This is a genomic window from Achromobacter pulmonis (assembly GCF_002885955.2).
Classification (GTDB): Bacteria; Pseudomonadota; Gammaproteobacteria; order Burkholderiales; family Burkholderiaceae_B; genus Achromobacter; species Achromobacter pulmonis_A.
The window spans coordinates 268,205-289,968 of the sequence record NZ_POQS01000006.1 but is presented as its reverse complement, the minus strand read 5'-3'; the positions used below and the strand labels follow the sequence as shown (position 1 = coordinate 289,968).

General features: G+C 67.9%; 25 protein-coding genes, 1 tRNA gene and 3 pseudogenes. 18 read left to right on the top strand and 11 right to left on the bottom strand.

What is annotated here, in order from left to right; all coding sequences use genetic code 11:
- Positions 1-200: 200 nt before the first annotated feature.
- A complete protein-coding gene (locus C1I89_RS23095) occupies positions 201-1,211 on the bottom strand; it encodes an acyltransferase (RefSeq protein ID WP_102774791.1) in 1,011 nt (336 codons plus the stop codon).
- 113 nt (positions 1,212-1,324) lie between these two features.
- The gene (locus C1I89_RS23090; protein WP_102774790.1) at positions 1,325-2,293 is read right to left on the bottom strand and encodes a Bug family tripartite tricarboxylate transporter substrate binding protein; all 969 of its coding nucleotides are present in this window, start codon (positions 2,291-2,293) and stop codon (positions 1,325-1,327) included.
- 140 nt (positions 2,294-2,433) lie between these two features.
- Between C1I89_RS23090 and C1I89_RS23085 the strand changes: the two genes are divergently transcribed.
- The 13 genes and pseudogenes from C1I89_RS23085 (at position 2,434) to C1I89_RS23025 (ending at position 12,677) form a co-directional block, all read left to right on the top strand.
- Positions 2,434-3,288 carry an IclR family transcriptional regulator gene (locus C1I89_RS23085; protein WP_102774789.1) on the top strand — a complete coding sequence of 285 codons (855 nt, stop codon included), beginning with the start codon at positions 2,434-2,436 and terminating at the stop codon, positions 3,286-3,288.
- Positions 3,289-3,365: 77 nt separating this feature from the next.
- Complete coding sequence (locus tag C1I89_RS23080; RefSeq protein ID WP_102774788.1) at positions 3,366-3,632, top strand: exodeoxyribonuclease VII small subunit; 267 nt, start codon at positions 3,366-3,368, stop codon at positions 3,630-3,632.
- Between the two features lie 6 nt (positions 3,633-3,638).
- Positions 3,639-4,508, top strand: a pseudogene (locus C1I89_RS23075) (polyprenyl synthetase family protein); the annotation flags it as partial.
- A pseudogene (locus tag C1I89_RS35780) lies at positions 4,508-4,738 on the top strand (polyprenyl synthetase family protein); the annotation flags it as partial. The pseudogenes C1I89_RS23075 and C1I89_RS35780, both read left to right, overlap by 1 nt.
- 53 nt (positions 4,739-4,791) lie before the next feature.
- A complete protein-coding gene (dxs, locus tag C1I89_RS23065; protein WP_102774787.1) occupies positions 4,792-6,654 on the top strand; it encodes a 1-deoxy-D-xylulose-5-phosphate synthase in 1,863 nt (620 codons plus the stop codon).
- A 189-nt stretch (positions 6,655-6,843) separates the two neighbouring features.
- Positions 6,844-7,641: a GTP cyclohydrolase FolE2 gene (folE2, locus tag C1I89_RS23060; RefSeq protein WP_102774786.1), complete on the top strand. Its 798-nt coding sequence runs from the start codon at positions 6,844-6,846 to the stop codon at positions 7,639-7,641.
- Between the two features lie 7 nt (positions 7,642-7,648).
- Entirely contained in the window at positions 7,649-8,563 is a 915-nt protein-coding gene (locus tag C1I89_RS23055) for a DUF817 domain-containing protein (RefSeq protein WP_102774785.1), read from the top strand.
- A 225-nt stretch (positions 8,564-8,788) separates the two neighbouring features.
- Entirely contained in the window at positions 8,789-9,163 is a 375-nt protein-coding gene (gene rpsF / locus C1I89_RS23050; protein WP_102774784.1) for a 30S ribosomal protein S6, read from the top strand.
- 51 nt (positions 9,164-9,214) lie between these two features.
- Complete coding sequence (priB, locus tag C1I89_RS23045) at positions 9,215-9,538, top strand: primosomal replication protein N (protein WP_102774783.1); 324 nt, start codon at positions 9,215-9,217, stop codon at positions 9,536-9,538.
- Between the two features lie 97 nt (positions 9,539-9,635).
- Entirely contained in the window at positions 9,636-9,908 is a 273-nt protein-coding gene (rpsR, locus tag C1I89_RS23040; RefSeq protein ID WP_006218308.1) for a 30S ribosomal protein S18, read from the top strand.
- A gap of 14 nt (positions 9,909-9,922) precedes the next feature.
- The gene (gene rplI, locus C1I89_RS23035) at positions 9,923-10,378 is read left to right on the top strand and encodes a 50S ribosomal protein L9 (RefSeq protein WP_102774782.1); all 456 of its coding nucleotides are present in this window, start codon (positions 9,923-9,925) and stop codon (positions 10,376-10,378) included.
- Between the two features lie 80 nt (positions 10,379-10,458).
- The gene (locus tag C1I89_RS23030; protein ID WP_102774781.1) at positions 10,459-11,298 is read left to right on the top strand and encodes a hypothetical protein; all 840 of its coding nucleotides are present in this window, start codon (positions 10,459-10,461) and stop codon (positions 11,296-11,298) included.
- Positions 11,295-12,677 carry a replicative DNA helicase gene (locus C1I89_RS23025; protein WP_006388372.1) on the top strand — a complete coding sequence of 461 codons (1,383 nt, stop codon included), beginning with the start codon at positions 11,295-11,297 and terminating at the stop codon, positions 12,675-12,677. Before C1I89_RS23030 ends, C1I89_RS23025 begins: the two co-directional genes overlap by 4 nt.
- Positions 12,678-12,735: 58 nt before the next feature.
- Here C1I89_RS23025 and C1I89_RS23020 read toward each other — a convergent pair whose 3' ends face one another.
- The 5 genes from C1I89_RS23020 to C1I89_RS23000 all read right to left on the bottom strand — a co-directional run bounded on the left by C1I89_RS23020 (position 12,736) and on the right by C1I89_RS23000 (position 16,294).
- Positions 12,736-13,713 carry a bile acid:sodium symporter family protein gene (locus tag C1I89_RS23020; protein WP_102774780.1) on the bottom strand — a complete coding sequence of 326 codons (978 nt, stop codon included), beginning with the start codon at positions 13,711-13,713 and terminating at the stop codon, positions 12,736-12,738.
- Positions 13,714-13,824: 111 nt separating this feature from the next.
- A complete protein-coding gene (gene pdxA, locus C1I89_RS23015; protein ID WP_102774779.1) occupies positions 13,825-14,805 on the bottom strand; it encodes a 4-hydroxythreonine-4-phosphate dehydrogenase PdxA in 981 nt (326 codons plus the stop codon).
- A gap of 61 nt (positions 14,806-14,866) precedes the next feature.
- Positions 14,867-15,175 carry a hypothetical protein gene (locus C1I89_RS23010; RefSeq protein ID WP_102774778.1) on the bottom strand — a complete coding sequence of 103 codons (309 nt, stop codon included), beginning with the start codon at positions 15,173-15,175 and terminating at the stop codon, positions 14,867-14,869.
- 54 nt (positions 15,176-15,229) lie between these two features.
- Positions 15,230-15,688 (bottom strand): Lrp/AsnC family transcriptional regulator, encoded by a 459-nt coding sequence (locus tag C1I89_RS23005; RefSeq protein ID WP_102774777.1) that lies wholly within the window; start codon positions 15,686-15,688, stop codon positions 15,230-15,232.
- A 3-nt stretch (positions 15,689-15,691) separates the two neighbouring features.
- A complete protein-coding gene (locus C1I89_RS23000) occupies positions 15,692-16,294 on the bottom strand; it encodes a hypothetical protein (protein WP_102774776.1) in 603 nt (200 codons plus the stop codon).
- A 157-nt stretch (positions 16,295-16,451) separates the two neighbouring features.
- Here C1I89_RS23000 and C1I89_RS22995 point away from each other — a divergent pair, with 157 nt between their 5' ends.
- The gene (locus C1I89_RS22995; RefSeq protein ID WP_102774775.1) at positions 16,452-16,697 is read left to right on the top strand and encodes a hypothetical protein; all 246 of its coding nucleotides are present in this window, start codon (positions 16,452-16,454) and stop codon (positions 16,695-16,697) included.
- 177 nt (positions 16,698-16,874) lie between these two features.
- Entirely contained in the window at positions 16,875-17,147 is a 273-nt protein-coding gene (locus C1I89_RS22990) for a hypothetical protein (protein WP_246842550.1), read from the top strand.
- Positions 17,148-17,160: 13 nt separating this feature from the next.
- Here C1I89_RS22990 and C1I89_RS22985 read toward each other — a convergent pair whose 3' ends face one another.
- Together C1I89_RS22985 and C1I89_RS22980 are read right to left on the bottom strand one after the other, a co-directional pair.
- The gene (locus C1I89_RS22985; protein ID WP_102774774.1) at positions 17,161-17,727 is read right to left on the bottom strand and encodes a DedA family protein; all 567 of its coding nucleotides are present in this window, start codon (positions 17,725-17,727) and stop codon (positions 17,161-17,163) included.
- The gene (locus tag C1I89_RS22980) at positions 17,724-19,166 is read right to left on the bottom strand and encodes an aminotransferase-like domain-containing protein (RefSeq protein WP_102774773.1); all 1,443 of its coding nucleotides are present in this window, start codon (positions 19,164-19,166) and stop codon (positions 17,724-17,726) included. Before C1I89_RS22980 ends, C1I89_RS22985 begins: the two co-directional genes overlap by 4 nt.
- A gap of 169 nt (positions 19,167-19,335) precedes the next feature.
- Between C1I89_RS22980 and C1I89_RS22975 the strand changes: the two genes are divergently transcribed.
- Entirely contained in the window at positions 19,336-19,716 is a 381-nt protein-coding gene (locus tag C1I89_RS22975) for a hypothetical protein (RefSeq protein ID WP_102774772.1), read from the top strand.
- Positions 19,717-19,732: 16 nt separating this feature from the next.
- Here C1I89_RS22975 and C1I89_RS22970 read toward each other — a convergent pair.
- A pseudogene (locus C1I89_RS22970) lies at positions 19,733-20,693 on the bottom strand (PLP-dependent aminotransferase family protein); the annotation flags it as partial.
- Between the two features lie 169 nt (positions 20,694-20,862).
- Between C1I89_RS22970 and C1I89_RS22965 the strand changes: the two are divergent.
- Together C1I89_RS22965 and C1I89_RS22960 are read left to right on the top strand one after the other, a co-directional pair.
- Complete coding sequence (locus C1I89_RS22965; RefSeq protein WP_102774772.1) at positions 20,863-21,243, top strand: hypothetical protein; 381 nt, start codon at positions 20,863-20,865, stop codon at positions 21,241-21,243.
- Positions 21,244-21,263: 20 nt separating this feature from the next.
- Positions 21,264-21,340 (top strand) — tRNA-Met (locus C1I89_RS22960).
- Between the two features lie 58 nt (positions 21,341-21,398).
- Here C1I89_RS22960 and C1I89_RS22955 read toward each other — a convergent pair.
- Positions 21,399-21,764: ABC transporter permease subunit (locus C1I89_RS22955; RefSeq protein WP_440130659.1), on the bottom strand; the 366-nt coding region annotated here is incomplete at its 5' end.

Sequence of the window (21,764 nt, the reverse complement as noted above, 5' to 3'; positions counted from 1 at the left end):
GGGCCTGATGGCCTGGCCAAATCCGCCGCCTGAATTCCGCTGGGCAAGTCCGCCAAGTGAAATCCGCTGGGTGAATTCCGTTCTGGCGCGAAGAAAAATCGGTGTCTGGCCGATCAAATAAGCCGTGAATTGTACCCCAAGGGCCAGACCCGCGCCCGCGATGATACGCAAGCACGGACGAAGTCCTGGCGCCGCAGAATTCAGACCAGTCTGCGGGTGGCTGGATGCCTCCTCAGCAGCCAGCTGCTGGCCGCCGACAATGCGAATACGGCGGCCGCCAGCAGCGGCACCGCCCACGCGTCGCTGCGCGCGCCCGTGATCGCGCCGGCCCGGCGCGCCACGTCCAGGAACAGCGGATGGATCAGGTAGACCCCGAAGGTCAGCGGGGCCAGCGAGGCCAGCCGCGGCAGGCGCGGCGACGACACGATGCACTGGAAGGCAGCCAGCGACATGAACGGGACGGTCAGACTGAAATAGTCATAGAAATACGTGTCCAGCGTGCGGCTGTTGGACATGGCATACACGCCCAGCGCGGTCGCGGCCACGCTGGCCGCCAGCATCAGGCGCGGACGCGGCACCCGCATCTGGCCGTCGAAGATCAGGCGGCCGGCCACGAAATAGCCCAGATACGGCAGGAACCAGGTCAGGAAGAAGCCGGCGGGCGCGCCCAGCGCGCGGCGGTACAGGGAGTCCAGGATCGCCACGCCCAGGATGCCGACCACCCACAGCGCGCGCGCCCGCGGCGTGCTGCGCGCATACAGCAGGCGGATCAGGGGCGCGAACAGGTACAGCCCCACGATCATGTACAGGTACCACAGGTGGTAATAGGGCTCGCCCTGGGCGACCTTGCGCGGCCAGAACGAAAAATCGATGCGGCCGTCGTCCCACCAGTCCAGCCCGGTGCGCCAGGCCAGGTAGAACAGCGTCCAGAACAGCAGCGGCGCGCAGATCCGCGCCATGCGCCGGCTGTAGAACTGGCGCGCGTCCTGGGGCTTGTCGGGGTCCAGCAGCAGGGCGCCGCTGACCATGACGAAGACGGGCACGCACCAGCGCGCCGCCGAATCGTACAGGTTGGCGGCCAGCCACGCGCCGCCGCCATAGGCGGCGGGATTGCTGACGATCATGGCTGCGCTGTGCAGCAGGACGACGGCCAGGGCCGCCAGCCAGCGCGCAGCGTCCAGCCGTGCATATCTTTCTTCGAGGTACGGCATCGGGCATTCGCTATGGGGTTTGTTTCACCATAGCAGCCGGGCCGGCGGGGCCGGTGTATCCAGGCGTTAGGGCCTGGTAACAGGGGCTGACAACAAGGGTCCGCCCCGTGTATTTACTGCGGCGCCATGTTGGCCTGTTTGACCAGCTGCGCGACGATGGGCTGTTCGCTCGCGATCTGGCGGTCCAGTTCGGCCGGCGTGCCCGAGCGCGGGTCTATGCCCATTTCAAGCATGCGCTTTTTGATCGCCTCGTCCTGCAGCGTCTCGGCCAGGGCCTGGCGCAGCTTGTCCATGGCGGGGGCGGGCGTGCCCTTGGGCGCCACGAAGCTGAACCAGGCGGTCAGGTCGAAATCCGGATAGCCCTGTTCGGCCATGGTGGCCAGTTTGGGCTGGGTGGGCAGGCGCGTGGGGCTGGTGATGGCGAAGACCTTGACCTTGCCCGCGTCGGCCTGCGGCATGCCGGTGGCCACCATGTCGAAGAACAGGTCCACTTCGCCGCTGATGAGCGCCGGCAGGGCCTGGGTGGCGCCCTTGAAGGGCACGTGCAGGATGTCGATGCCGGCGCGCTTCTTGAACAGCTCGCCGGCCAGGTGCGACGAGGTGCCGGGCCCGAACGTGGCGAAGGTCAGCTTGCCCGGGTGCTGCTTGGCGTAGGCCACCACGTCCTGCGTGCCGGCGAAGGGCCGCTTGGGGCTGGACAGCAGCACCAGCGGCCCCACGCCCACCATGCCGATGCGGGCGAAGCTGTCGGGATCGTAGGGCAGGTCCTTGTACAGGTAGCGGTTGGTCACCAGCGTGGAGTTGGTGGCCATCAGGATGGTGTAGCCGTCGGGCGCCTCGCGCGCCACGAACGCCGCGCCGATGGAGGTGCCGGCGCCGGCCTTGTTCTCGACGATCATGGGCTGGCCCAGCGTCTTGGCCATGCGCTCGGCCAGCACCCGGGTCAGCACGTCGGTGGCGCCGCCGGCCGGGAAGGGCGAGATGACCTTGATGGGGCGGGACGGATAGGTGTCGGCCTGGGCGCTCAGTGCGGCGGCGCCGAGGACCAGGGTAGCCAGCAATTTGAAGCTCGTGCGCATCATGTGTTTCCCCTTGGTTCGCGTACGGGTGTGGATGGCCGGCCGCGGGCCCGCTTGTCATCCGGGCCGGCATGCTTTAAATTCCGAACTATGGAATTTTATTTTGTTATTCGAAATAAACTATAAAAACGAAGCGAATAGAAATGCAATCTTTTTCTGACGCCAGGCGTATCGCGCATCCCGCCGCCAAACCCGACGGCAAGGTCGAGCTCAGCCTGCCCGCGCGCCGCAAGCGCGCCGCCGGCGCAGGAGAGGGCGCCAATTCGCCGGACTTCATCACCGCCCTGGCGCGCGGGCTGGAGGTGCTGCGCTGCTTCCGCCACGGCGTGACCGCGCTGGGCAACCTGGACCTGGCGCGGCTGACCGGCCTGCCCAAGCCCACCATCAGCCGCATCACCTACACGCTGACCGAGCTGGGCTATCTGCGCTATCACCCCGACACGGGCAAGTACTCGCCCGGCTACGGCGTGCTGGCGCTGGGCTTCGGCCTGCTGGCCGGCCTGGAGGTGCGCGAACTGGCCAAGGCCTCCATGACGGAGCTGGCCCGCGCCACGGGCGCGGCCGTCGCCCTGGGCGCCTTCGACGGCGACGCCATGACCTACGTCGAGGCCATCCACGGCTCGTCCGCGCTCTATCTGCGCCTGCCGGTCGGCTACCGGGCCAGCCTGGACAGCGCCATGGGGCGGGCCTACCTGGCCAGCCTGCCGGCGCCGGCCTGCGACGAAGCGCTGGCGCGGCTGGGCGAGGCCGCGCCGCCGGCCGCCGCCATCGAGCGCGCCCGCGCGGAACTGCGCGAGTCGGGCTGCTGCTACGCCATCGGCGAGTGGCAATCGGGCATCCACGCGGCCGCGGTGCCGTTCGCCTCGGTCACGGGCGAGGGCGTGTTCGTCATGAGCTGCGGCGGCCCGGCCGGCCTGCTGCCCGAGGCGCAGCTGCGCACGCAGGTGGCGCCCCTGCTGCGCGCCGCCGTCGCGGGGCTGGCCGGAACCCCCGCCTGAAATGCGTGCCGCGACAGGGTTTGGGTATCTCGTACAATTCACGGATTGATCCACCCCTAGCGTCCTCGGAGACCCGTTTGGCCCACTCCCCACAAGCCGACCCGCAGGTCGATGACTCCTCCTTGCCCCAGGATTTCGAAACGGCGCTGGCCGAACTCGAAGCGCTGGTCGCGGCCATGGAAGACGGGTCGTTGCCGCTCGAGCAATCGCTGGCCGCCTACAAGCGCGGCGTGGCGCTCACGCGGGTCTGCCAGGAGCGTCTGGCGCAGGCCGAGCAGCAGGTGAAGGTCCTGGAGGGCGACCTGCTGCGCCCGCTGGACCCGGCGGCGCTGGATGACGAATAAGAACCGATGAAGCAAATACAACTCCCCTTCCCGGAGTGGCTGCAGGGGCGCGTGCGGCACGTCGAAGACGTGCTGGACGATCTGCTGCCGCCCGCGGACGCGCTGCCGGCGCGCCTGCACGAAGCCATGCGCTACGCCGTCCTCGGCGGCGGCAAGCGGGTGCGGGCCGCGCTGGTCTATGCGGCGGGGCAGGCCTGCCCGGTCAGCGGCAGCGTCCTCGCCATTGAGGCTTCGCTGGACCGCGCCGCCGCGGCGGTCGAACTGATCCACGCCTATTCGCTGGTGCACGACGACCTGCCCTGCATGGACGACGACACGCTGCGCCGCGGCCGGCCCACCACCCACGTGCAGTTCGACGAGGCCACCGCCATGCTGGCCGGCGACGCGCTGCAGCCGCTGGCGTTCGACCTGCTGGCTTCCATGCCGATCGCGCCGGCGCTCATCGTGCAGGCGACCCAGTCGCTGGCGCGCGCCGCCGGCAGCCAGGGCATGGCGGGCGGCCAGGCCATCGACCTGTTCAGCGTCGGGCGCGCGCTGTCGCGCGACGAGCTCCAGACCATGCACAGCATGAAGACGGGCGCCATGCTCGCGTGCAGTGTGGCGCTGGGCGGCATCGTGGCGGGCGCCAGTTCGGCCACGCGCCAGGCGCTGGACGCCTATGCGCAGGCCGTGGGCCTGGCGTTCCAGGTGGTCGACGACATCCTCGACGTCACCGCCGACAGCGCCAGCCTGGGCAAGACGCCGGGCAAGGACGCGGCCGAGAACAAGCCCACCTACGTATCGCTGCTCGGGCTTGACGAGGCGCGGGCATTTGCTGAAGCATTGCGCGAGGACGCGCTGGCCGCGCTGGCGCCGCTGGGCGAGGGAGGCAANAGGTGGTCGACGACATCCTCGACGTCACCGCCGACAGCGCCAGCCTGGGCAAGACGCCGGGCAAGGACGCGGCCGAGAACAAGCCCACCTACGTATCGCTGCTCGGGCTTGACGAGGCGCGGGCATTTGCTGAAGCATTGCGCGAGGACGCGCTGGCCGCGCTGGCGCCGCTGGGCGAGGGAGGCAAGCGCCTGGCCGAGCTGGCCGACTTCATCGTCCTTCGGGACCGCTGAGCCGAGACTAGCCCGGACGGCAGGCAGTCCGGGCCAACGAACCGAATAAAAGCATGACGACAGATTTACTGGACCGCATTCAATCCCCGGCAGACCTCAAGCGCCTGGATCGCCGCGAGCTGAAAAAGCTTGCCGAGGAGCTGCGGGGCTTCGTGCTGGAATCGGTATCCAAAACGGGCGGACACCTGTCGTCCAACCTGGGCACCGTCGAGCTCACGCTGGCGCTGCATCAGGTGTTCGACACGCCCCATGACCGCATCGTCTGGGACGTGGGCCACCAGTCCTATCCCCACAAGATCCTGACCGGCCGCCGCGCCGGCATGGCCCGCCTGCGCCAGCAGGGCGGCATCTCGGGCTTCCCCAAGCGCAGCGAGTCCGAGTACGACGCCTTCGGCACCGCGCACTCGTCGACCTCCATCTCGGCTGCGCTGGGCATGGCGGTGGCCTCGCGCAACGCCGGCGTGCAGCGCCAGCACATCGCCGTCATCGGCGACGGCGCGATGTCGGCCGGCATGGCCTTCGAAGCCATGAACAACGCCGGCGTCACGCCCAACATCAACCTGCTGGTGATCCTGAACGACAACGACATGTCGATCTCGCCGCCGGTCGGGGCGCTGAACCGCTACCTGGCCCGCCTGATGTCGGGCCGCTTCTACGCGGCGGCCAAGAACGTCGGCCGCGCGGTGCTGCAGCACGTGCCGCCGGTTCTTGAGCTGGCGCGCCGCTTCGAGGAGCACGCCAAGGGCATGGTCACGCCGGCCACGCTGTTCGAGGAATTCGGCTTCAACTACGTCGGCCCCATCGACGGCCACGACCTGGACGCGCTGGTGCCGACCCTGCAGAACCTCAAGGCCCTGCAAGGCCTGCAGTTCCTGCACGTGGTGACGCGCAAGGGGCAGGGCTACAAGCTGGCCGAGGCCGACCCGGTGCTGTATCACGGCCCGGGCAAGTTCGACCCGGCCGTCGGCATCCAGCAGTCCAAGGCGCCCGGCAAGCGCACCTTCACCCAGGTGTTCGGCCAGTGGCTGTGCGACATGGCCGAGCAGGACACCCGCCTGGTCGCCATCACGCCGGCCATGCGCGAAGGCAGCGGGCTGGTGGAATTCGAAAAGCGCTTCCCGCAGCGCTATTTCGACGTCGGCATCGCCGAGCAGCACGCCGTGACCTTCGCCGCCGGCATCGCCTGTGAAGGCCAGAAGCCGGTGGTCGCGATCTACTCCACCTTCCTGCAGCGCGGCTACGACCAGTTCATCCACGACGTCGCCCTGCAGAACCTGGACGTCACCTTCGCGCTGGACCGCGCCGGCATCGTCGGCGCCGACGGCGCCACCCATGCCGGCAACTACGACATCGCGTTCCTGCGCTGCGTGCCGAACATGGTGGTGGCCACGCCTTCGGACGAAAACGAAACGCGCCTGCTGCTGTCGACCTGTTACCAGTATCCCGGCCCAGCATCGGTGCGCTATCCGCGCGGCGCGGGCTGCGGCGCCGAGCCCGCGCCCGGCCTGGACACCGTCGAGCTGGGCCGCGGCGTGGTGCGCCGCGAGGGCGCCCGCATCGCCATCCTGGGTTTCGGCACGCTGGTGCAGGCCGCGCTGGGCGCGGCCGAGAAACTGGACGCGACCGTCGCCGACATGCGCTTCGTCAAGCCCATCGACCGCGACCTGGTGCTGGACCTGGCGGCTCGCCACGATGCATTGGTCACGATCGAGGACGCCTCCGTCATGGGCGGGGCCGGCAGCGCGGTGCTGGAAACGCTGAGCGCCGCCGGGGTGCAGATTCCGGTGCTGCAGCTGGGCCTGCCCGACGAATTCATCGACCACGGCGAGCAGTCGGCGCTGCTGGCCGGCATCGGCCTGGACGCGGCCGGCATCGAACGCTCGATCCGCGCGCGCTACGCCGACCTGCTGGGCTGAAGCCCGGCCCGCGGACCGGGGCGGCATGCCCGGGTCCGCGGATGAAACACTCTGTTCCGGCCCCGTCAACCTACCCGGCAAAGGGTTTTCACTGGCGAATGCGGCCTTATGGGCGATAATGGCCCCCTTCATCTAGATTCCCAGGCTCCCAGCATATTGACGGCTGTACGCCTGGACAGGTAAGCCGAAATGAATTCTCCGATCGACCCCGCCATCGTGATGCCCGACGTCCAGAGCTCGGCGGACACCCGGCACATCCCGATCCAGCGCGTGGGTATCCGTGGCGTGCGCCACCCCATGCTGATCCAGGGCGGCGATGGCGCGCCCCAGGGCACCGTGGCCAACTGGACCCTGACCGTGGCGCTGCCCGCCGAAGAAAAGGGGACGCACATGTCCCGCTTCGTGGCGCTGCTGGAAAAATACCGCAGCACCCCCATGACGCCGGCCCTGTTCCGCGCCATGGCGGCCGACATGCTGCCGCTGCTGCACGCCGAGCGCGGCGACATCACGGCGGCCTTCCCGTACTTCATCAACAAGTCCGCCCCGATTTCCGGCGTGCAGAGCCTGTTGGACTACGAAGTCCAGTGGATCGCCCGCGCCCAGGGCGCGGAGGTCGAGTTCGAACTGGTCGTGCAGGTGCCCGTCACCAGCCTCTGTCCGTGCTCCAAGGCCATTTCCGAATACGGCGCGCACAACCAGCGCTCACACGTCACCGTCTCGGCCATCCTGGACGGCGACCTGAGCATGGACAGCGTCATCCGCCTGATCGAAGAAGAGGGCTCGTGCGAACTGTGGGGCCTGCTCAAGCGCCCCGACGAGAAGTTCGTCACCGAACGCGCCTACGACAATCCCAAGTTCGTCGAGGACCTGGTGCGCGACGTGGCGGCCCGCCTGAACGCCCATCCCGGCATCGCGCGCTACCGCGTCGAGGCCGAGAACTTCGAATCGATCCACAACCACTCGGCCTACGCCGTCGTCGAAGGCTGAGCCTGCCGTGCGCCATCCGGCGGCCCACGACTGGCCGCTCATTGCGCGGCTGCAGGGCTGGGAATCGCGGCTGGCCGGCAACCTGGCCGGCCGCGGCCGTTTCGGCGTCGCGCTCTACGAGTTCTTCCGCTTCGGCGTGAAACAGGCCTGGGCCTGCCTGTTCGGCGGCCTGATGTGCGCGCTGCTCCTGGCGACCTACTGGTGGTACCCCAAGGACGTCTGGCTGGCCCGCTACGACTTCCTGACCCTGGCCGCGCTGGGCATCCAGGCGGCGCTGCTCGCGCTGCGCCTGGAAACCTGGAGCGAGGCCCGCGTGATCCTGATGTTCCATGTGGTGGGCACGGCGATGGAACTGTTCAAGACCGCGGCCGGCTCCTGGATCTATCCCGAGGCCAGCGTGCTGCGCATCGGCGGCGTGCCGCTGTTCACGGGCTTCATGTACGCGGCCGTCGGCAGCTATCTGGCGCGGGTCTGGCGCCTGTTCGACTTCCGCTTCCGGGCGCATCCGCCGCTGCCGGCCACGCTGGCGCTGTCGACGCTGATCTACGTGAACTTCTTCGCCCACCATTTCATCGCCGACTTCAGGCTGCTGCTGTTCGCGCTGACGGCGGTGCTGTTCGCCCGCTGCTGGGTGTACTTCCGGATCTGGCGCGACTACCGCCGCATGCCGCTGCTGCTGGGATTCACGCTGGTGGCGCTGTTCATCTGGCTCGCCGAGAACATCGGCACCTTCGCCCATGCCTGGCGCTACCCGAACCAGGCGGCCGGCTGGGAGTGGGTGTCCATCGCCAAGCTGGGCTCGTGGTTTCTGCTCATGATCATCAGCTACGTGATGGTCAGCGTGGTCAACCGGCCGCGGGAAATCGAGGCGGCCGACGCCGGTCCGGCCGCCGCCGCTGTCGGTGAAATGGCCCGTCCCTGATTGTTCACAGCAGGGCGGCTTGATTCCAGCCGCCCAATCGGCGATAATCGAGAGCTTTCTTGCTCGACCGCTGGGTTGGTTTTAAAAAACCCCCTGGCAGCGGGCTGCCCCTTGCGGGCCGGCATATCCCTTTTTTTGAAAGAAAAAAAGCCTTCGTGGTGGAAAGCGCGGAGGTGCGGAAGTGGGGGTTACCGGCCAGCGAGACATCCTCAAGGAGTTTTACTCATGCGTCACTACGAAGTAGTGTTTATCGTTCACCCCGACCAGAGCGAGCAAGTGCCCGCCATGGTCGAGCGTTACCAAACGCTGGTCACGGGTCAAGGCGGCACCGTCCACCGCCTGGAAGACTGGGGTCGCCGTCAACTGGCCTACCCGATCCAGAAGCTCGTCAAGGCTCACTATGTCTGCCTGAACATCGAGTGCGGCCAAGCCACGCTGGATGAGCTGGAACACTCGTTCCGCTACAACGACGCCGTGCTGCGCCACCTGGTCATCAAGACCAAGAAGGCCCAGACCGCTCCCTCGATCATGATGAAGTCGGTCGAGCGCGAAGAAGCCCGCAAGGCTTCGGCGGAAGCGGCCGCGGCTCAGGCCGAGTAAGCAGGGCTCACGCAGAGCTCGTTCCATCTGGTCCCCCCGGTGCCTGGCAGGATGAACAAACTGGAACTCAGCGCCCGCGTTCTCGAATGCGAGCCTTTGCGCCACACTCCCGCCGGATTGCCAGCGCTGGAAATGCTGCTGGCGCACGAGTCCGAAGTCATCGAAGCCGGCCTTGCGCGCCGTGTGGAACTGACGATCGCGGCCGTGGCGTTGGGCGATCTGGCGCTGCTGTTGAAGGACACCGCCTTAGGGTCCGAATTGCTGGTGCAGGGGTTTCTGGCCCCCGTGCGCAAGGACTCGGTGAAACTCAAGCTGCATCTGCAGCAGGCGCGCAGGATAGCCGGCAGCGCAGGGCGCGACCCGCTGGTGGCCTGAAGGGAATGAGCAAGGGGCGCGATGAGCGCCTTCTGAAAACGGATAGGTTATGGGGATGCGGGCAAGGCCCGGCCCCTCAAACAAAAAGGCACATATCATGGCTTTCTTCGGAAAACGCAAGGAAAAACGCAAATTCACGCAGCAGAACCCGCTCTTCAAGCGCCGCAAGTTCTGCCGCTTCACCGCCGCCGGCGTGGAAGAGATCGACTACAAGGATCTGGACACCCTGCGCGACTTCGTGCAAGAAAACGGCAAGATCATCCCGGCTCGCCTGACCGGCACCAAGGCAATCTACCAGCGCCAGCTGGACACCGCCATCAAGCGCGCGCGCTTCCTGGCCCTGTTGCCTTACACCGATAACCACAACTAATCCGGGGCACTGAAATGCAAGTTATTCTGCTCGAAAAAGTCGTCAACCTGGGTAACCTCGGCGAAGTCGTGCGCGTGCGCGATGGCTACGCCCGTAACTTCCTGATCCCCCAGAAGAAGGCCCGTCGCGCAACCGACGCCGCCATGAAGGAATTCGAAGCCCGCCGCGCCGAGCTGGAAAAGGCCCAGGCTGAAAAGCTGGCCGCCGCTCAAGCCCTGGGCGAGCGCCTGTCCGGCTTCCAGCTGAAGGTCGTCCAGAAGGCCGGCGTCGACGGCCGCCTGTTCGGCTCGGTCACCAACGCCGACGTCGCCGACGGCCTGCGCAAGGCTGGCTTCGACGCCGTCGAAAAGGCCCAGGTCCGCATGCCCAACGGCCAGCTGAAGTCGGTCGGCGAGTTCCCGGCCCAGATCGCCCTGCACGCCGACGTGCTGGTCGACGTGACGGTTCTGGTCGAAGGCGAACTGTCCTAAGCCGGTACCGCAGTGACAAAAAGCCGGCCCGCGCGCCGGCTTTTTTTTTCCCGGCGCGAACCTTTCCTCAGAGGCCTTTTTTGACCCAGCCACCCGTTCACCAGAACGCCCCTGCCGGCCTGCGAGCCTGGCTCGACAGCGTGGATGCATCGCGTGAACCGTCGGTGCGGGACGTGACCATAGACGGCGTGCGCTGCATCATCAAGCGCCGCCACCCCAGCCTGGGCCGGGGCCTGGGCTACGTGGCGCGCTATGTCCGCGCCCTGTTCCTGGGTGTGGGCTGCAAGCTGTTCCTGGGGGAGTTTCCGCGCCCCGGCGTGCTGCTGCGCAATGGCCTGGCGCACGAGTCGCAGCGCCTTGCGCAGCTGCTGCAGGCCGGCTGCCGGGTGCCCGAAGTGTGGTGGCAGGAGCAGGATCTGCTCGTGCTGGAATACGTGGGCGAGGACCTGGCCGACCTGATCCGCAACGAGGATTCGACCGCGCGGCTGTGGCTGGCGCGCGCGGCGGCGGCCGACCTGGCCGCGTTCCATGTGCGCGGCATGTGGCACGGCGGCGCGCAGATCCGCAACGTGACGTTGCGCGACGGCGAGCTGTGGCGCATCGATTTCGAAGAAAACATAGGCTCGACCCTGTCGCGCCCGCTGGCCCAGGCCTATGATCTGTTCCAGATGCTGGCCTCGCTGGCGTCGCTGCGCAAGCTGCCGGACGACGACGCCCGCACGCTGGGTAAACTGGCGCTCCAGGTCTACTTCGAACACAATCCGGACCCCGAAGTCAGGGCCCGCCTGACGCGGCTGGCGCGGCTTCTGTGCAGCATCGCCGCGCCCCTGCGCACCGTGCTGGCGCGCCTGCCCTCGCGCGATGTACAAGGGTTCTTCCGCGTCGCGGACATCCTGCAGCCGTTACTATTGAAGCCATGAACACACCCGCCGATTCCCAGCTCGAATACCTGCGCGTTCCTCCCCATTCCATCGAGGCGGAACAATCGGTCCTGGGCGGCCTGCTGCTGGACAACGCGGCCTGGGACCGCATCGCCGACGTGCTGGTCGAAGAAGACTTCTACCGCCACGACCACCGGCTGATCTGGCACCACATCGCCCGCCTGATCGGGCTGGCGCGCCCGGCCGACGTCATCACCGTGCACGAGTCGCTGGTCAGCGCCGGCAAGGCCGAGGACGCCGGCGGCCTGGCCTACCTGAACGCGCTGGCGCACAACACGCCGTCGGCCGCCAACATCCGCCGCTACGGCGAAATCGTGCGCGAGCGCGCCATGCTGCGCAAGCTGGTGTCGATCGCCGACGAAATCTCCTCGGCCGCCATGAACCCGCAGGGCAAGGAAGCGCGCCAGCTGCTGGACGAGGCCGAGTCCAAGGTATTCCAGATCGCCCAGGAAGGCGCGCGCGGCGCCGCCGGCTTCCAGGAGATCCAGCCGCTGCTGACCCAGGTGGTCGAGCGCATCGACGAGCTCTACCACCGCGAAAGCACGTCCGACGTGACCGGCGTGCCCACCGGCTTCACCGACCTGGACAAGATGACCTCGGGCATGCAGGGCGGCGACCTCATCATCGTGGCCGGCCGCCCGTCCATGGGCAAGACCTCGTTCTCCATGAACATCGGCGAGCACGTGGCCATCGAGGAAGGGCTGCCGGTGGCGGTGTTCTCCATGGAAATGGGCGCGGTGCAGCTGGCGATGCGTATGCTGGGTTCGGTCGGCCTGCTCGACCAGCACCGCATGCGTACCGGCAAGCTCATCGCCGAGGACTGGCCGCGCGTGACCCACGCGGTCCAGCTCATGCAGGACGCCCAGGTCTACATCGACGAGTCCCCCGCGCTCAGCCCCATGGAAGTGCGGGCGCGCGCGCGCCGCCTGGCGCGCCAGTGCGGCCAGCTCGGCCTCATCATCATCGACTACCTGCAGCTCATGTCGGGCAACGGCTCGGGCGAGAACCGGGCCACCGAAGTGTCGGAAATCAGCCGTTCGCTCAAGGGCCTGGCCAAGGAGCTCAACTGTCCGCTGATCGCGCTGTCGCAGTTGAACCGCAGCCTGGAACAGCGTCCCAACAAGCGTCCCGTGATGAGCGACCTGCGCGAATCCGGCGCCATCGAACAGGACGCGGACGTGATCCTGTTCATCTACCGCGACGAGGTCTACAACCCCGATTCGCCGGACAAGGGCACGGCCGAGATCATCATCGGCAAGCAGCGTAACGGCCCCATCGGCACGGTGCGCCTGACCTTCCAGGGATCGAGCACGCGCTTCTTGAACTTCTCCGGCGCGCAGCCGCGCGACATGTACTGATCCTCCGCACCAACAAAAAACGCGCCTCGGGCGCGTTTTTGTTGGGCTGCCGCGGCGTTCAGTCCTTGCCTTCGGGCCGCTTGCCGAAGCGCGCGGCCAGCACGCCGCAGACCATCAGCTGGATCTGGTGGAACAGCATCAGCGGCAGCACGATCGCGCCCACGGCGTGGCCGGCGAACAGCACCTGCGCCATCGGGATGCCGCTGGCCAGGCTTTTCTTGGAGCCGCAGAACAGCAGCGTGATGCGGTCCTCGACGTTGAAGCCCAGCACCTTGCCGGCCAGGGCCGACAGGCCCAGCGCCAGGGCCAGGATCACCGCGCAGCACACCAGCAGGCCGAGCAGGGCCGGAATCGGCGTGGCGCTCCACAGGCCTTCGTTGATGGCCTCGGAGAAGGCCGTATAGACCACCAGCAGGATCGAGCCCTGGTCGACGAACTTCAGCATGGCCTTGCGCTTGTGGACCCAGGCGCCGATCCAGCGGCGCGCGAACTGGCCCAGCACGAAGGGCAGCAGCAGCTGCAGCATGATCTTGCCGACCGCGTCGAACGAAATCGGCGCGCTGCCGGCGTTGGCCACCACCGCGCCCACCAGCAGCGGCGTCAGGAAGATGCCCAGCAGGCTGGAGGCCGAGGCGCTGCACACCGCGGCCGGCACGTTGCCGCGCGCCATCGAGGTGAAGGCGATGGCCGACTGCACCGTGGCCGGCAGGCAGCACAGGAACAGGATGCCGAGGTACAGCTCGGGCGTGACCAGCGGCTCCAGCACCGGCTTGAGCGCCAGGCCTAGCAGCGGAAACATCAGGAAGGTCGCCGAAAAGATGGTCAGGTGCAGCTTCCAGTGCGTCAGCCCCGCGATGACGGCCTCGCGCGACAGGCGCGCGCCGTGCAGGAAAAACAGCAGGCCCACCGCGATATTCGTGATCCAGCCGAACACGGCCACGCCCTGGCCGTGGGCGGGCGCGATGCTGGCGATGATGACGGTGCAGATCAGGTAGAGCGTGAAGCGGTCGGGAAACAGGCGTGCGAGGCGTGACATGAGGGGGATGGGAAGACGGACGAAAAGCGCCGCGGGGGCGCTGGAAACGGGGCGTATTGTAGTCCCGGGCCGTCCGGCTTTCCTGACAGCCAGGTGTCGGCCCGGCGCGCCTCAGGGCGTCATCGCCAGCGCCAGGTCGAATGCCGCCACCAGCGAGGCCTGGTCGGCCACGCCCTTGCCGGCGATGTCGAAGGCCGTGCCGTGGTCCACGCTGGTGCGCACGAAGGGCAGGCCCACCGTCACGTTGACGCCGTGGTCCAGCCCCAGGTACTTCACCGGGATCAGGCCCTGGTCGTGGTATTGCGCCACCACGATGTCGAACTCGCCGCGGCGCGCGCGCATGAATATCGTGTCGCCGGGCCAGGGGCCGCTGGCGTCTATGCCTTCGGCGCGCGCGGCGGCGATCGCCGGCTCGATGATGTCGACGTCCTCGCGGCCGAACTTGCCGCCTTCGCCGGCATGCGGGTTCAGGCCCGCGACCGCCACCCGCGGATGGGCGATGCCCATCTGCCGGCAGGCCCGGTCGGCCAGGCGCATGGCCCGCAGCTCCGCTTGCGGCGTGATGCGCGCGATCACGTCGGCCAGCGCCACGTGTATGGTCACCAGCAGCACGCGCAGCTCGTCGTTGGCCAGCATCATCGCGAAGTCGCGCGTGGCCGAGCGGTCGGCCAGGATCTCCGTGTGGCCCGGATAGTCGATGCCGGCGGCGTGCATGGATTTCTTGTTCAGCGGCGCGGTGACGATGGCGCGGATGCGGCCGGCCTGCGCATCGTCGATGGCCGCGCAGACGTAGTCGTAGGCGCCGCGCCCGGCGGCCGCATGGACCTGGCCCAGCGGCAGGTCGGCGGGCAGGGCGGGGCTGCATGCGATGACGTCGATGTGTCCTGCCGCGGCGCTGGCCTGGCCGACCTCGGCGATTTCCTTGATCGTCAGCCTGGCGCCCAGCTGGGCCGCGGCGCGGCGCAACTGGGCCGCGTCGCCATACACCACGCAGGGCGCGCCCAGGCCTTGCGCGCAGGCCTTGACGACGATTTCGGGGCCGATGCCGGCGGCATCGCCCATGGTGATGCCCACGGGCAGGGAGGGGTTCACGGTGCTGGGAATGGGATTGCGTTGCGGATAATGCTACACCCGTTCGCGGGCGCGGCCGGGCTTACTGCTTGCCGTTTTTCGGCGGTTCGATGACGCCGCATTCGAAGGTGACCGTGGCGCGCTTGGAGCCCAGGCCGGTGGCGTGGTTGGAGGTGATCTCCGGCTTGAGCAGCTTGCGTCCCATGGATTCGCAATGCTGCTCGGCGCGCTGCAGCGCCTGGTTCTTCAGCTCCACCCAGGTCAGCAGCTGGCTGCCGGAGCTGTAGGTGACGCTGTAGGTGTCCTTGTCGACCTGCTTGACCTCGCTCATGCTGGAGCAGGCTGCCAGGACGGCGAGCAGGGCGGCGGCGGGGACTAGGCGTACGAGCATGGAAAATCCTGAAATCGGGGCAATCGTCGGAGCAATCGTCATTACACCATTATTTCAGGGCGCGGCGACGGCGCTGCGCCGGTCCAGCTTGCGGCTCAGGACGATGGAAGTCTGCGTCTGCTTGACGCCGTCGATCAGGCCGATGCGGTCCAGCAGCTCATCCAGCTGCTCATGGGTTTCGCAGCGCAAAAAAATCAGGTAGTCGTAGGGGCCGCTGACGGAGGAGACTTCCTCGACCTCGGGCATTTTCTCGAGTTCGCGGATCACGGCGGCAGGGGTCTTGGGCAGCACGCTGATGAAGCAGTAGGCGCGCACCGCGGCCTCTTCCAGTAGGCGTCCCAGGCGCACGCCGTAGCCGCTCACGATGTGCTCGCGCTCCAGCCTTGCGATGCGCGCCACCACCGTGGTGCGGGCCAGCCCCAGCTTGCGCGCCAGGATCGCCGCGGGTTCGCGCGCGTTGGCTTGCAGCAGGCTCAGCAGTTTGCGGTCGATGTCATCCAGTCTCTGGTTCATGGCCTAACCGTCCGACTCCGGAGGAATGCCGCCCTGATAGATGCGCCCGTCGAATTCGAAGCGCGTGATGGTCTTGCGCGCCGCGTCGAAAATGCGGTCGCGGCTGGCGGCGTCCAGGTCGTCGTGGTCGGCGAAGCTGAAACGGCAGAGGTCGATGTCGCTGTCATAGAAGGCGGAGTGCACGTGGCGGCTGACGCCGAGTTCGTGCGCGAAATGCGCGAACTCGCGCAGCTGCTCCATTTCGTGGAAGGCGCCGTTGCGGCTGACCAGCAGCATGCCGAACTTGCGTTCCTCGTCGGCCACCGGTTCGGGGGCCGGCTGCGCGGCGCCGGCGGGTTCGGCGTAGTCGAAGCCCGCGCCCAGCTCGGCCATGCAATCCAGCACGCGCTGCCAGGCCGCTTCGTCCAGGGCCAGGCGCGCGGCCACGAAGAACAGCCGCTGGCGGCCCAGCGCACGCGGCTCGGGCCCGCCGACATAGCTGGACCAGGGCGCGGCCGCATCCAGGCCGGCCAGTTCGGTCATGCGCGCGTCGCTGTATCCCAGCCTGTCCTGCAGGCGCTGCAGGGACTGGGCCGGCGGGGGAACGTAGTTCTGAATGGTCTTCATGAGCGCGCTCCGTTTTGCTCCAGGCGCCGCGCACGCGCGGCCTGCGCCGATTGGGACTACGCTTCATGCTAGCGTGCCGCGCCTGGCTTGCCTAGCGCCAGGGCGCGAGGGGCCATGCTAGGATTTGCGCCGACTTTTTTCGCCAGGAGGCTTACCCATGGATGTCCAGGAACAAATCGCCGTTATCGTCCACACCATCTCGCACCAGGGCGGCCGCATCGACGCGCTGAACGCGACCCTGATGTCGATGCTGCACCTGGCCAAGGCTTCGCCCGGCCTGCGCGAAGCCATCGAGGCGCAGCTGGAGCAGAACTATTCCAGCCTGCTGGCCCGTTCCGAGAACCCGCAATACGTGGCCGGCTTCGAGAGCGTGCGCGACATGGTCAACGCCGCCCTCAAGTAAGGGCCGCGCGCCGGCGCAGTTACCCACAACTTCTGTGGACAAGCCTTGGGATAGCGCGCGCATAGCTGCGCAAATTCCTTTGATTACAAGGGCTTGCCCGCAGCGGTCAAAAGCCGCTCCAGCCGCGTGGCGGCGCCGCAACGCGGCGATCGTCCAAGCCGGGTAATATGCGCCCCCATGCGGAATCAGTATTCATCGGAACGCCGGAGCGCGGCCATTGCGCAACGCGTCTCGGAAGCGGCAAAACTGGCGGCGTTCGACCCCGGCAAACTCTCGCCCGAAGCGCGCGAGAGCTGGGAACGCATGGGGCATGGCTTCAAGGCCTGGCACGACTTCGACCAGCGCCATCCCATCCTGCGCCGCCTGGCGCGCCTGCCGCTGGTGGGCGCCTGGTATCGCAAGGCGCGCCGCCGCCACGTGCTGCGCGCCAGCGGCCAACTGGTGTTCTGAGCCGCGCGCCGCGCTACTTGCGCCGCCGCCTGGCGTACAGGTGGTAGGCCAGCGCGATCAGCGCGCCGATGGCGAGGGCCACCGCCAGCTTGGTCTCGGCGCCGTGCAGCCGCCCCAGCATCGACTCGATGGTCTGCCCGAACGCATAGCCCAGCACGCTGAAGCACAGCGCCCAGATCGCGGCGGCCACCGCGTTGAGCACCAGGAACCGCAGCGCCGGCACCTGCGACACGCCCAGCGCCACCGGTCCCACCGTGCGCAGGCCATACAGAAAGCGCAGCGTCAGGATGAAGCCGTGGGGATAACGCTCGACCAGGTCCAGCGCCTTGCCGAAGGCCGGCTGCGCGCGGACCCGCGCCACGTAGCGGTGCTCCCGGTAGCGCCGTCCCAGATAGAACAGCAGCTGGTCGGCGGCGAACGAGCCGGCGAACGCGCACAGCATCACGTCGGGCAGGCGCAGCAGGCGCTGGTGCGCCAGAAAGCCCGCCAGCACCACCACGCTCTCGCCTTCCAGAAAGGTGCCGGCCAGCACCGCCCACAGGCCGTAGTCGGCGATGAGCTGATGCAGCGTCGGGTTCATTTGCGCGGCCGCTCGGCCACGATGCGCGCCAGGGTCTGCAGCGCGCGCGTGATCTCGGGCGTGGTGCGCTGCCCGCAACTGATGCGCAGGAAATGCTCGTAGCGCGTGCTGTTGGAGAACATGGCGCCGGGCGCGACCCGTATGCCCTGGCGCAGCGCGCTTTCGAAAACCTCCATGCCGCTGCGCCCGTCCGGCATCTCGACCCACAGCAGCATGCCGCCGCGCGGCATGCTCAGGCGGGTGCCGGCCGGGAAGTGCGCGGCGATGGTCTCGGCGGTCTGGTCGCGCTGGGCCTTGAGATGCCGGCGCAGCCTGGACAGGTGGCGGTCGTAGGCGCGCGAGCCCATGAACTCGGCCGCGGCCATCTGCGCCAGCGGCTCGTTGGGGCGGCTCTGCGCGAACTTGAGCATGGCGATGCGGGCCTTCCAGCGCCCGCCGATCAGCCAGCCCAGGCGCATGCCCGGCGCCAGCGTCTTGTGCATGGACGAGCAATAGATGACGTTGCCGGTCGCGTCCCAGGACTTGGCCGCCGGCAGCGGCGTGTCGTCGTCGGTCAGCGCGCCGTAGGTGTCGTCCTCGATCAGCGGCACCTGCTGGCGCTCGCACAGCGCCACCAGCCGGGCTTTCTCGGCCTCGGGCATGACGCAGCCCAGCGGGTTCTGGAAATTCGGCACCACCACCACCGCGCGGATGTTGCCGTGCGTCTGGAAGGCCAGGTCCAGCGCCTCGATGGACAGGCCGTGCTGCGGGCTGGTGGGGATCTCCAGCGCCCGCATGCCCAGGCTCTCCAGCACCTGCAGCAGGCCGAAGTAGGCCGGCGATTCGACCGCGATGGTGTCGCCCGGCCTGGCCACGGCGCGCAGCGCCAGGTTCAGGGCCTCGATGCAGCCATGCGTGACGATGACGTCGTCGGGCGTCGCATTGATGCCATTGGCCAGCGCCCGCCGCGCCAGCACCGCGCGCAGCGCCGGATGTCCCTGCGGCGGGACCGGATCGACCAGCGCGCGCGGCGACTGGCGCAGCGCGCGCATCATGGCCTGCTTCAAGGCTTCCATGGGATAGGCCTCGGGCACCGCCGCGGCCAGCGCGAAATTGGCGCTGACCGGGTGGGCCTCGCACTTGGCGACGAAGTCCGAGACGCGGTCGTGGATGCCCACGTATTGCGCGGTTCCCAGCGTCTGGCGGATATCCGGCTCGTCCACCGGCGGCATGCTCGCGCGCCGCGGCTTCAGCACGAAATAGCCGGAACGCGGCCGGGCCTCGATCAGGCCGTCGTCCTCCAGCTGGCGGCAGGCCTGCAGCGCGGTGGAAAGGCTGACGTGATGGGTGCGCACCAGCGTGCGCACCGAGGGCATGCGCTGCGCCGGGGCCAGTACGCCGGTCTGGATGGCGCGCCGGTAGTGGTCGGCCAGGCGTAGATAGAGCGGTTGCGGGTCCATGCGCCGATCATGCTCCCCGAGGTCGGATGGTAGGTAGGCACAGATTCGCCAAAAGTACACCATAACAGCGGCAAAATCGAGGATCTGCTTCGATACAGAAACCCGGGATGTGTGGCTGTTGCGCATAGCAGCGGGCGCGTAGCCTGTCATGGTGTCACAGGAGATGCCCATGACCCCGAATTCCGTTGCGGATATCCAGGCCAGCCGCTGGTCGCTGGCCGCCGGCGCGAGCCGCCAGGTGGTGCTGCGCGCCTGCGCCACCGTGGTTTGCGTAAGCGGCAGCGTGCGCGTGGACGAGCCGGTCACCGGCCCGCAGGCCCCGGACGGCCTGCCTCTGGCCATGTCGGCCAGGCTCCACGCCGGCGAGGGCCACGGCCTGGCCTATGGCGGCGTGGCGCGCATCACCGCCATCGATGCGGCCGAAGTGATCTGCCTGGATCGCCCCGGCCTGGCGGCCCGGCTATGGCGACTGGCGAGCGCGTTTTTGGGGTCGCGGATGGCGCAAAAGCAAAAAAATTCGCTGGGTGCGCTGCACAAGATTTCAAAATGATGTATGATTCACACANCGCCAGCGTCTTGTGCATGGACGAGCAATAGATGACGTTGCCGGTCGCGTCCCAGGACTTGGCCGCCGGCAGCGGCGTGTCGTCGTCGGTCAGCGCGCCGTAGGTGTCGTCCTCGATCAGCGGCACCTGCTGGCGCTCGCACAGCGCCACCAGCCGGGCTTTCTCGGCCTCGGGCATGACGCAGCCCAGCGGGTTCTGGAAATTCGGCACCACCACCACCGCGCGGATGTTGCCGTGCGTCTGGAAGGCCAGGTCCAGCGCCTCGATGGACAGGCCGTGCTGCGGGCTGGTGGGGATCTCCAGCGCCCGCATGCCCAGGCTCTCCAGCACCTGCAGCAGGCCGAAGTAGGCCGGCGATTCGACCGCGATGGTGTCGCCCGGCCTGGCCACGGCGCGCAGCGCCAGGTTCAGGGCCTCGATGCAGCCATGCGTGACGATGACGTCGTCGGGCGTCGCATTGATGCCATTNNNCCAGCACCGCGCGCAGCGCCGGATGTCCCTGCGGCGGGACCGGATCGACCAGCGCGCGCGGCGACTGGCGCAGCGCGCGCATCATGGCCTGCTTCAAGGCTTCCATGGGATAGGCCTCGGGCACCGCCGCGGCCAGCGCGAAATTGGCGCTGACCGGGTGGGCCTCGCACTTGGCGACGAAGTCCGAGACGCGGTCGTGGATGCCCACGTATTGCGCGGTTCCCAGCGTCTGGCGGATATCCGGCTCGTCCACCGGCGGCATGCTCGCGCGCCGCGGCTTCAGCACGAAATAGCCGGAACGCGGCCGGGCCTCGATCAGGCCGTCGTCCTCCAGCTGGCGGCAGGCCTGCAGCGCGGTGGAAAGGCTGACGTGATGGGTGCGCACCAGCGTGCGCACCGAGGGCATGCGCTGCGCCGGGGCCAGTACGCCGGTCTGGATGGCGCGCCGGTAGTGGTCGGCCAGGCGTAGATAGAGCGGTTGCGGGTCCATGCGCCGATCATGCTCCCCGAGGTCGGATGGTAGGTAGGCACAGATTCGCCAAAAGTACACCATAACAGCGGCAAAATCGAGGATCTGCTTCGATACAGAAACCCGGGATGTGTGGCTGTTGCGCATAGCAGCGGGCGCGTAGCCTGTCATGGTGTCACAGGAGATGCCCATGACCCCGAATTCCGTTGCGGATATCCAGGCCAGCCGCTGGTCGCTGGCCGCCGGCGCGAGCCGCCAGGTGGTGCTGCGCGCCTGCGCCACCGTGGTTTGCGTAAGCGGCAGCGTGCGCGTGGACGAGCCGGTCACCGGCCCGCAGGCCCCGGACGGCCTGCCTCTGGCCATGTCGGCCAGGCTCCACGCCGGCGAGGGCCACGGCCTGGCCTATGGCGGCGTGGCGCGCATCACCGCCATCGATGCGGCCGAAGTGATCTGCCTGGATCGCCCCGGCCTGGCGGCCCGGCTATGGCGACTGGCGAGCGCGTTTTTGGGGTCGCGGATGGCGCAAAAGCAAAAAAATTCGCTGGGTGCGCTGCACAAGATTTCAAAATGATGTATGATTCACACATCAGACGCGGGGTGGAGCAGTCTGGCAGCTCGTCGGGCTCATAACCCGAAGGTCGTAGGTTCAAATCCTGCCCCCGCAACCAGTTTCAACAAAAAAGCCGCACTCGAAAGAGTCGCGGCTTTTTTGTTTTTGCGCCCGCTTCAGCGCCGCCCCAGCGCGCGCGAGCGCAGATTGTCCAGGAACACCGCCAGCAGCAATATCACGCCGCGCACGATGTACTGGTAGAAGGCCGGGATGTTCAGCAGGTTCATCGCGTTTTCGGCGATGCCCATGATCATCACCCCCACGATCACCCCGGTCATCGTCGCCCGGCCGCCGGCCAGCGAGACGCCGCCCAGCACGCAGGCCGAAATCACCGCCAGCTCCAGCCCCACCGCGGCGTTGGGCTGCCCCGAGGTGATGCGCGACGCCAGCAGGATGCCGGCGATGGCGCAGACCAGCCCCTGCAGCGCGAAGATGCAGATGCGGCTGCGATCGACCCTGACGCCGGCCAGCCGCGACGCTTC

Bases quoted from the DNA above. Each gene is read 5' to 3' on its own strand.
- C1I89_RS22980 (WP_102774773.1), bottom strand. From the start codon at position 19,166: ATGGACCCGCAACCGCTCTATCTACGCCTGGCCGACCACTACCGGCGC.
- C1I89_RS22985 (WP_102774774.1), bottom strand. From the start codon at position 17,727: ATGAACCCGACGCTGCATCAGCTCATCGCCGACTACGGCCTGTGGGCG.
- C1I89_RS23005 (WP_102774777.1), bottom strand. From the start codon at position 15,688: ATGAACCAGAGACTGGATGACATCGACCGCAAACTGCTGAGCCTGCTG.
- rpsF (WP_102774784.1), top strand. From the start codon at position 8,789: ATGCGTCACTACGAAGTAGTGTTTATCGTTCACCCCGACCAGAGCGAG.
- C1I89_RS23010 (WP_102774778.1), bottom strand. From the start codon at position 15,175: ATGCTCGTACGCCTAGTCCCCGCCGCCGCCCTGCTCGCCGTCCTGGCA.
- rpsR (WP_006218308.1), top strand. From the start codon at position 9,636: ATGGCTTTCTTCGGAAAACGCAAGGAAAAACGCAAATTCACGCAGCAG.
- C1I89_RS22965 (WP_102774772.1), top strand. From the start codon at position 20,863: ATGACCCCGAATTCCGTTGCGGATATCCAGGCCAGCCGCTGGTCGCTG.
- C1I89_RS23020 (WP_102774780.1), bottom strand. From the start codon at position 13,713: ATGTCACGCCTCGCACGCCTGTTTCCCGACCGCTTCACGCTCTACCTG.
- C1I89_RS22990 (WP_246842550.1), top strand. From the start codon at position 16,875: ATGCGGAATCAGTATTCATCGGAACGCCGGAGCGCGGCCATTGCGCAA.
- C1I89_RS23090 (WP_102774790.1), bottom strand. From the start codon at position 2,293: ATGATGCGCACGAGCTTCAAATTGCTGGCTACCCTGGTCCTCGGCGCC.
- C1I89_RS23095 (WP_102774791.1), bottom strand. From the start codon at position 1,211: ATGCCGTACCTCGAAGAAAGATATGCACGGCTGGACGCTGCGCGCTGG.
- C1I89_RS22995 (WP_102774775.1), top strand. From the start codon at position 16,452: ATGGATGTCCAGGAACAAATCGCCGTTATCGTCCACACCATCTCGCAC.
- C1I89_RS23025 (WP_006388372.1), top strand. From the start codon at position 11,295: ATGAACACACCCGCCGATTCCCAGCTCGAATACCTGCGCGTTCCTCCC.
- C1I89_RS23085 (WP_102774789.1), top strand. From the start codon at position 2,434: ATGCAATCTTTTTCTGACGCCAGGCGTATCGCGCATCCCGCCGCCAAA.
- C1I89_RS23000 (WP_102774776.1), bottom strand. From the start codon at position 16,294: ATGAAGACCATTCAGAACTACGTTCCCCCGCCGGCCCAGTCCCTGCAG.
- folE2 (WP_102774786.1), top strand. From the start codon at position 6,844: ATGAATTCTCCGATCGACCCCGCCATCGTGATGCCCGACGTCCAGAGC.
- rplI (WP_102774782.1), top strand. From the start codon at position 9,923: ATGCAAGTTATTCTGCTCGAAAAAGTCGTCAACCTGGGTAACCTCGGC.
- dxs (WP_102774787.1), top strand. From the start codon at position 4,792: ATGACGACAGATTTACTGGACCGCATTCAATCCCCGGCAGACCTCAAG.
- C1I89_RS22975 (WP_102774772.1), top strand. From the start codon at position 19,336: ATGACCCCGAATTCCGTTGCGGATATCCAGGCCAGCCGCTGGTCGCTG.
- priB (WP_102774783.1), top strand. From the start codon at position 9,215: ATGAACAAACTGGAACTCAGCGCCCGCGTTCTCGAATGCGAGCCTTTG.